This is a genomic window from Micromonospora sp. 4G55 (genome assembly GCF_016803375.1).
In genome coordinates, this window is record NZ_JAEVHN010000348.1 from 1 (window position 1) to 6,441 (window position 6,441).

The 6,441-nt window shown below is 73.3% G+C and carries 9 protein-coding genes and 1 pseudogene; 9 read left to right on the plus strand and 1 reads right to left on the minus strand.

Annotated elements, in window-relative coordinates; genetic code table 11:
* From JNW89_RS23770 to JNW89_RS23795, 6 genes are all read left to right on the plus strand, one after another.
* The coding region (locus tag JNW89_RS23770; protein WP_238450562.1) for an ERAP1-like C-terminal domain-containing protein at positions 1-585 on the plus strand (585 nt) is incomplete at its 5' end.
* Positions 586-656: 71 nt separating this feature from the next.
* A complete protein-coding gene (gene nadD, locus JNW89_RS23775) occupies positions 657-1,253 on the plus strand; it encodes a nicotinate-nucleotide adenylyltransferase (RefSeq protein WP_238450563.1) in 597 nt (198 codons plus the stop codon).
* 110 nt (positions 1,254-1,363) lie between these two features.
* Positions 1,364-1,774: a ribosome silencing factor gene (gene rsfS / locus JNW89_RS23780; protein ID WP_238450564.1), complete on the plus strand. Its 411-nt coding sequence runs from the start codon at positions 1,364-1,366 to the stop codon at positions 1,772-1,774.
* On the plus strand, positions 1,771-2,418 hold the full coding sequence (locus JNW89_RS23785; protein ID WP_238450565.1) for a histidine phosphatase family protein: 648 nt from the start codon (positions 1,771-1,773) through the stop codon (positions 2,416-2,418). The genes rsfS and JNW89_RS23785 overlap by 4 nt, the downstream gene beginning before the upstream one ends.
* A gap of 48 nt (positions 2,419-2,466) precedes the next feature.
* On the plus strand, positions 2,467-3,315 hold the full coding sequence (locus tag JNW89_RS23790) for a DegV family protein (RefSeq protein WP_238450566.1): 849 nt from the start codon (positions 2,467-2,469) through the stop codon (positions 3,313-3,315).
* A 26-nt stretch (positions 3,316-3,341) separates the two neighbouring features.
* On the plus strand, positions 3,342-4,103 hold the full coding sequence (locus tag JNW89_RS23795) for an SDR family NAD(P)-dependent oxidoreductase (RefSeq protein ID WP_238450567.1): 762 nt from the start codon (positions 3,342-3,344) through the stop codon (positions 4,101-4,103).
* Between the two features lie 54 nt (positions 4,104-4,157).
* Here the strand turns inward: JNW89_RS23795 and JNW89_RS23800 are convergent, their stop codons facing one another.
* Entirely contained in the window at positions 4,158-4,526 is a 369-nt protein-coding gene (locus tag JNW89_RS23800; protein WP_375155131.1) for a hypothetical protein, read from the minus strand.
* A 191-nt stretch (positions 4,527-4,717) separates the two neighbouring features.
* On the opposite strand from JNW89_RS23800, the gene JNW89_RS23805 reads away from it, so the two are divergent.
* From JNW89_RS23805 to JNW89_RS38985, 3 genes and pseudogenes are all read left to right on the plus strand, one after another.
* Positions 4,718-5,485, plus strand: coding sequence for a DUF5753 domain-containing protein (locus tag JNW89_RS23805; protein WP_238450568.1), 768 nt, complete (start codon positions 4,718-4,720; stop codon positions 5,483-5,485).
* The gene (locus JNW89_RS23810) at positions 5,482-5,676 is read left to right on the plus strand and encodes a DUF397 domain-containing protein (protein WP_238450569.1); all 195 of its coding nucleotides are present in this window, start codon (positions 5,482-5,484) and stop codon (positions 5,674-5,676) included. The genes JNW89_RS23805 and JNW89_RS23810 overlap by 4 nt, the downstream gene beginning before the upstream one ends.
* A gap of 199 nt (positions 5,677-5,875) precedes the next feature.
* Positions 5,876-6,441 (plus strand): annotated as a pseudogene (locus JNW89_RS38985) (hypothetical protein); the annotation flags it as partial.

The window sequence follows — 6,441 nt, forward strand, 5'->3', positions numbered from 1 at the left end:
ATCGCCGCCAGCACCGACACCGGGCTGCTCGCCGGCTGGCTGGCCGGGGACGGGGTGCCGGAAGGGCTGGCGGTGGACACCGACCTGCGCTGGGCGCTGCTGCTGCGGCTGGTGGTGCTGGGTGCGGCGGGCGAGTCGGAGATCGCCGCGCAGGCAGCCGCCGACCGCAGCGCCACCGGGGCGGAACGGGCCGCGTGCTGCCGGGCGGCGCTGCCGGACGCCGAGGCCAAGCGGATCGCCTGGGAGATCGTGATTAGCAGCACCGAGCTGTCCAACCGGCTGGTCGAGGCGACCGCCGAGGGCTTCTGGCAGCCCGAGCAGGCCGAGCTGACCGCGCCGTACGTCGAGCGGTACTTCGCCGACATGCCGGCGGCCGCGCGGCTGCGTACCGCCTGGACGGCCGACCGGGTGACCACCCTGGCGTTCCCCCGGTACGCCGTGGCGCAGCCCACCCGGGAGCTGGCTGCGGCGCTGTTGGCCCGCGACGACCTGACGCCGGGCCTGCGCCGCTGGGTAACCGACCTGGACGACGACCTGCGCCGGGCGCTGGTCGCGCGGACGGCGGTGGCCGCCGCGTCGGCCTGAGTCGGGCCGGAGGTTGGGACGGTCCGGTGGCCCCGACGGGCCGCCGGCCGTCCCCGGCCTACGATCGTCGGGTGGAGGAAGACATCCGGCGGATCGGGATCATGGGCGGGACCTTCGACCCGATCCACCACGGGCACCTGGTGGCGGCCAGCGAGGTGGCGGACCGGTTCGGCCTGGACGAGGTGGTCTTCGTCCCGACCGGTCAGCCGTGGCAGAAGGCGGACGAGCCGGTCAGCCCCGCCGAGGACCGCTACCTGATGACGGTGATCGCCACCGCCTCCAACCCGCGTTTCCAGGTCAGCCGGGTCGACATCGACCGCAGTGGCCCCACCTACACCGTCGACACCCTGCGCGACCTGCACGCCGAGTACGGCCCGAAGGTGCAGCTCTACTTCATCACCGGCGCGGACGCGCTGGAGAAGATCCTCTCCTGGAAGGACCTGGACGAGATCTTCGAGCTGGCCCACTTCATCGGGGTGACCCGGCCCGGGTTCGAGCTCACCGACAAGCATCTGCCCGCCGACACGGTGAGCCTGGTGCAGGTCCCGGCGATGGCGATCTCCTCCACCGACTGCCGCGAGCGGGTGGCCCGGGGGGAGCCGGTCTGGTATCTGCTGCCCGACGGTGTGGTGCAGTACATCGCGAAACGCCGGCTCTACCAGCGGTGACCACGCCTGGTATGTGAGCTTCTGTCCGGATAATCGACCAGAACTGACAAGTCGTCGCGCCCCCGGGTATGAGACGCTTGGAGGGTCGTACGGTTGATCGAAGGAGAACGGTGACAGTTTCCGAACGCGCTCACGAGCTGGCGATGGCCGCCGCCCAGGCCGCGGCCGACAAGAAGGCGCAGGACATCGTCATCATCGACGTGGGCGACCAGCTCGCCATCACCGACGCGTTCGTCCTCGCCGCGGCCCCCAACGAGCGTCAGGTGCTGGCCATCGTCGACGCCATCGAGGAGCGGCTGCTCGAGCTGCCGGAGAAGGCCAAGCCGGTGCGCCGCGAGGGCGAGCGGGGCGGCCGCTGGGTGCTGCTCGACTACGTCGACATCGTCGTGCACGTGCAGCACACCGAGGAGCGGGAGTTCTACGCCCTCGACCGGCTCTGGAAGGACTGCCCCCAGATCCCGTTCGTGGATCGGGACCTGGTCGAGGCGGACGCCTCCGCCGGCACCTCCAGCGCGGAATGACCCGCCTGATCGTCTGGCGGCACGGCAACACCGACTGGAACGCCGCCAGCCGGGTCCAGGGGCAGACCGACGTGGCGCTGAACGACCGGGGCCGCGAGCAGGCCCGCGCTGCCGCGCCGCTGCTCGCGGCCCTGCGTCCGGACGCCATCGTCGCCTCCGACCTCAGCCGGGCCGCGGACACCGCCGCCGCCCTCGCTGCGGTCACGGGCCTTCCGGTACGCACCGACGCCCGGCTGCGCGAGCGGTACTTCGGCCGCTGGCAGGGGCTGGCCCTGACCGAGGTCGCCGAGCGCTTCCCGGACGAGTACGCCCGCTGGCGGGCCGGCGACCCGGACCCGGGCGCGGAGATCGAGACCCTCGACGACCTGGGCAAGCGGGTCGGCGCCGCCTTCCAGGACGCCGCCGATCTCGTCCCCGGTGGCACCGTCGTGGTCGCCACCCACGGGGGCGGGGCCCGGCAGGGCTGTGGCTACCTGCTCGGCTGGGACCACGCGGTCCTGCGGACCGTGGGGTCCCTGCAGAACTGCCACTGGACCGAGCTGCGCTACGACGACGGCGTGAAGCGGCGTACGGTCCCGGGTTGGCACCTGCGCGCCCACAATGTCGGGCTGATCACCCGGCCGACGCCCGGCGAGCCGGTCTGAGCCGTCCGGCCGGGGCACGCGGCCGCGAGATCGGCTAGCGTGCCGGGCATGCCCGTCGCGGTCGTCACCGACTCCACCGCCTACCTCCCGCCCGAGCTGGTGCGGGCGCACCGGCTCACCGTGGTGCCCCTGACCGTCGTGCTCAACGGCGCGGAGGGGCTGGAGGGGATCGAGACCTTCCCCGCCGACGCCACCCGGGTGCTCGGCGGCCGGCGGGTCTCGGTCAGCACCTCCCGCCCGGCCCCCGAGCAGTTCGCGCGGACGTACCGGGAACTGCTCGACGCCGGCGCGGACGCCGTGCTGTCGGTGCACCTGTCGGCGGAACTCTCCGGCACCGTCGAGGCGGCCCAGCTGGCCGCCGCCGAGCTGGGCGACCGGGTCGAGGTGGTCGACAGCCGCTCCACCGGCATGGGCCTGGGCTTCCCGGTGCTCGCCGCCGCCACGGCTGCCGCGGCCGGCGCCGACCTTCCCGGGGTACGGCAGGCCGCGCTGGACGCCGTCGACCGCACCACCATCTACTTCTACGTCGACACGCTGGAGTTCCTCCGCCGGGGCGGCCGGATCAACGCGGCCGAGGCGCTGCTCGGCACCGCCCTCTCGGTCAAGCCGATCATGCACATGCCGGACGGCGCGATCGTGGTCCGCGACAAGGTACGCACCGCCAGCCGCGGCGTGGCCCGCCTCGTCGACCTGGCCGTCGAGGCGGCCGGCGACGCCGACGTGGACCTCGGGGTGCACCACCTCGCCGCGCCGCAGCGGGCGGAACAGCTCCTCGAAGCGCTCACCGAGCGGCTCGGCGAGCGGCTGCACGACACGTACGTCTCCGAGGCCGGCGCGGTGGTCGCCGCCCACGCCGGGCCGGGCCTGGCCAGCGTGGTCGTGCACCGCCGCCCCTGATCTCTTCTGCTGGACGGGGGAGGGGCATGTCCTACGTGGTGACCGGCGGCGGCCGGGGTGTCGGCCGGGCCGTGACGGAACGGCTGCTCGATTCCGGTGCCACGGTGGTCGTCGTCGAGCGGGACCGGGACGCGTTGAGCTGGCTGCCGGCGCACCCCGCCGCCGACCGGCTGGTACCGGTGGTCGGCGACGCGGCGGACGAGCAGGTCGCCGGGCACGCCGCCGACCTGGCCGAGCGGGCCGCACCGCTGGCCGGCTGGGTCAACAACGCGGCGGTGTTCCGGGACGCCTCGGTGCACTCCGCGCCGCCGGCGCAGGTGTGGGACCTCATCGGACTCAACGTGCGCCCGGCCCTGGTCGGCGCGACGACGGCGGTGCGCCGATTCCTCGCCGCCGGGACCGGTGGCGCGATCGTCAACGTCTCGTCGCACCAGGCCACTCGGCCGGTGCCGGGCTGCCTGCCGTACGCCACCGCCAAGGCGGCCGTCGAGGGGCTGACCCGGGCGCTGGCCGTCGAGTACGGGCCCCGGGGAGTGCGCACCAACGCCGTCGCGCTCGGCTCGATCCACACCGAGCGGCATGCCGAGTTCCTGGCCGAACGGGAGCCCGCCGAGGCGGAGTGGATCGAGGCGGAGCTGGCCCGGCTCCATCCGGTCGGCCGGACCGGTCGGGTGGACGAGGTGGCGGAGGCGGTGGCGTACCTGCTCTCGGCGACCTTCGTGAACGGGGTGACCCTGCCGGTCGACGGGGGACGGGCGGTGTTGGGGCTGGACCCGGAGGCCCGCTGACCCTCGCCGGGCCGGCCCCGGCCGACGTCGTGCGCCGCGCCTGAGCGTCCGCCGTCAGCGGTCACGCGGAGCAGCGCGAACCGACGGCGCGGCGCGCCCGGCTGGGGCTCGGGACAGCCAGCGCACGCCGTCCAGCAGCACGAACAGCTCCCGCTTCGCCACCGCCGTTCCGCGCGCGTCCAGCTCGTAACCCTCGATCCACGACCAGCCGTGGTACGGGTTCCGGTCGGTCAGCTCCCGGATCACCCGCACCACGATCGGTCGGCTGAACTGCACACTCGCGGCGCGGGTCAGGTGCAGCAGGTCGCCGGTCCGGAACGTCGGCGTGGGCCGCGATCGGGCCTCCGGCGTCGACCGGCCGGACCAGCGCGACTCCGGGACGCGGTGGTGGGCCCGCCGCCCCGACTTCTTCTCTTCCGGCACATCGCTCCCCGCGGACGAGGTCGGGCGGGGCCGCCTCGCCTCCCCGCCGAGGCGACCCCCACGTACGCGGTCGCCGGGCTTCGCCTCCACCAACCAGGCCGTTTCGACCAGCCTTGCCGCTCGTGTTGGGATGAATACATTGCGTTGCACTATCCTTTTCAGACGTTCGGATCGTTCCGGGGAGGCTGTGGATGAACCACGCGGTCATCGAAGCGATGTCGGCGGCGGGCGAGACGGCGGACAGCCTCGCTGCTCAGATCGGCGTGGACCCGAAGACGGCAGCCAAGTGGGCAAACCCGGGACGGATCCCGCAGACGCGCCACCGAGCCCAGGTCGCCGCGATTCTCGGCCGCGAGATGGCGGACCTTTGGCCGGACGTACTCAAACGACGGGAACCAACCTGGTTGCGTGCATGGGTCGACTGGGAACGCGAGGGGGTCGCGCTGCGGTGGTTCGAGTTGGCGTGGGTGCCCGGCCTGTTCCAGACCCAGGCCTACGCGCGAGCGACGCTGGCCGGCGAGGCGCTGACCGCCGACGAGGTGGACCAACTCGTCGCCGCTCGCATCAGCCGGCAGGCCGTTCTGCGACGTGAGCGCCCGCCCCTGCTCATCGCCGTCATCGACGAAGCGGTGTTGTACCGCTCGGCCTACGGAGACGCCGCGCTCATGGCCGACCAGCTCGGCTACCTGATCGAGTGCGCCGCGCTGCCCTCCGTGCAGATCCACGTCGTGCCGAGGGACGTCGGCATGTACGCCGGGCTCGGTGGACCGATCATCCTGGCCGACCTGCCGGACGGGCTACGGGTGGCGCACGTGGACGGCCAGGCCCGTGCGCAGATCATCGAGCAGGGGCCGGAAATTGCTACCCTCGAACGACGGTGGGCGCGCATTGTGGGTGAGGCTCTACCTCGGGCCCAGTCCCTCGACCTCATCAAGAAAGCGGCAGCATCATGGACATGACCGGCGCGCGATGGCGCAAGAGCACGAAGAGCGGCAACAACGGTGGCTCGTGCGTCGAGGTCGCCGACAACCTCCCGGGCGTCGTCCTCGTGCGGGACACGAAGGATCGCGACGGCGGCACGCTGAGCTTCCAGCCGGCCTCCTGGCAGCGCTTCGTCGGCCTGGCGAAGGCGATCGGCCCCCTGGCCTGACTTCGACACCGCAGCGGCCTCGGTCACCCGTCACGGGTGGCCGGGGCCTCTTGCTGTCGGGCAGGGATTCGGGCGCTGATCCGCCGCTTCCTATAGCAGCAAGGTGCATGATCAGGGCGTTGTCCACAGGGCCTTGTCTTGTCCACAGACGGTGACCGCCGACCGGCGACCGCCCACCTTCCGTCCCTAGCCTCGGGTCGTGTCAGAGGACGAGGAGGCCACGGTGCGGCGGCGACTGTTTCGCCTGGTCGGGGCGGCACCGGAGGCGGAAGGGTCGCTCCTCCGGTCAGTCGTGCCAACGCACTCCGACCAGTCCGGTCCGGTGTCCGAGGCGGTTCCCGCGTCCCGGTACGGCCGGTTCGCCGATTCGGCCGCGCCGCCGTCCCGATCAGCTCCACCGGTACGGGCCGATCCGGTGGCATCCGCTCCTCGGGTGTCCGTCGGGGAGGTCGACCAGGGGATGCCGGCATCCGACGAGGGTGACCCGTCCGGCGGCCCGGCGTCCCGGCTGCCGGGCCCCGGCGCCTTCGATCCGGGTCGTCGCGGAGTGCGGGCGCTGGCTGCCGTCGCGGTGGTCGTGGTGCTCGGGGCCGGCTTCTGGGCCTGGCAATCCCGGCCGCAGGCCGAACCGGTCCGCCCGGTGGCGTCGGTGGCCGCGCCCGAGGTGTCCGCCGCCCCCGAGGCGACCGCGACCGGCTCCGGTGAGCTGGTCGTCGCGGTCGCCGGCAAGGTACGCCGCCCCGGCCTGGTGCGGGTACCCGCCGG

What these genes read in the sequence shown, in the direction of transcription:
- JNW89_RS23805 (WP_238450568.1), top strand. Translation starts at nt 4,718, where the DNA reads ATGAACCACGCGGTCATCGAAGCGATGTCGGCGGCGGGCGAGACGGCG.
- JNW89_RS23785 (WP_238450565.1), top strand. Translation starts at nt 1,771, where the DNA reads ATGACCCGCCTGATCGTCTGGCGGCACGGCAACACCGACTGGAACGCC.
- JNW89_RS23810 (WP_238450569.1), top strand. Translation starts at nt 5,482, where the DNA reads ATGACCGGCGCGCGATGGCGCAAGAGCACGAAGAGCGGCAACAACGGT.
- JNW89_RS23790 (WP_238450566.1), top strand. Translation starts at nt 2,467, where the DNA reads ATGCCCGTCGCGGTCGTCACCGACTCCACCGCCTACCTCCCGCCCGAG.
- JNW89_RS23795 (WP_238450567.1), top strand. Translation starts at nt 3,342, where the DNA reads ATGTCCTACGTGGTGACCGGCGGCGGCCGGGGTGTCGGCCGGGCCGTG.